Genomic DNA, 608 nt, shown 5'->3' with positions numbered 1-608 from the left:
AGGGGCGGAAGCCTATGAGCATCTCATGCTGGTGCAAGATGCGGAGGATAGGATAGGCAAGGGAGAAGCGGCTATCGCATTATCGAAAATGGAGCTGGAGGAAAAGTATAGGGCTTGGGAAGAGGAGGTGGTTTTGCAAATGGGCCGCAGCCGGGCGCGTTACTTATTGGCACTGAGTTTAGCTGCGATAGCAGGGTTTGCCCTATTGCTGCTTTATGTTGTTGTTGTCCGGAAGCACAGGCTTGCGCAGCTAAAATATTTGGAGTCGGAACTGCAAAGGCGGCAATTGGAAATAGAGCGGGAAGGCCTGGCCGCTGAGGTAGAAGATACTAAGCAGCAGCTTGCCCTAAACCTCTTGGAAAGGATGTCGGCCAACGAGATGGTCAATGAGACGCTGCAAAAACTGATGGAGGTGTACCGCCGTATGCCCACTGTAAGCAGCCGGGAGTCGCTACAGGCCATCACCCATAGCTTGCGCAACATTCAAGATCATTCGCTTTGGGAGGACTTCGAGGTACTTTATCAGCGTTCCCATAGGGGCTTTTTTGAAGCCCTTGCTGGTTTTGGGCTGACCTCTAATGAGCGCAGGTTGTGCGTATTCCTTCGGA

At 52.3% G+C, this 608-nt stretch carries 1 protein-coding gene; it reads left to right on the top strand.

The genetic code is table 11. The annotated features are described in order from the left end of the window. A partial coding sequence (locus FRY97_RS22625; RefSeq protein WP_170254869.1) for a hypothetical protein occupies window positions 1-608 on the top strand: 608 nt, incomplete at both ends.

It is taken from the genome of Phaeodactylibacter luteus, from assembly GCF_007993045.1.
In the GTDB taxonomy this organism is placed as follows: Bacteria; Bacteroidota; Bacteroidia; order Chitinophagales; family Saprospiraceae; genus Phaeodactylibacter; species Phaeodactylibacter luteus.
This window is presented reverse-complemented; position numbering and strand designations above follow the sequence as displayed.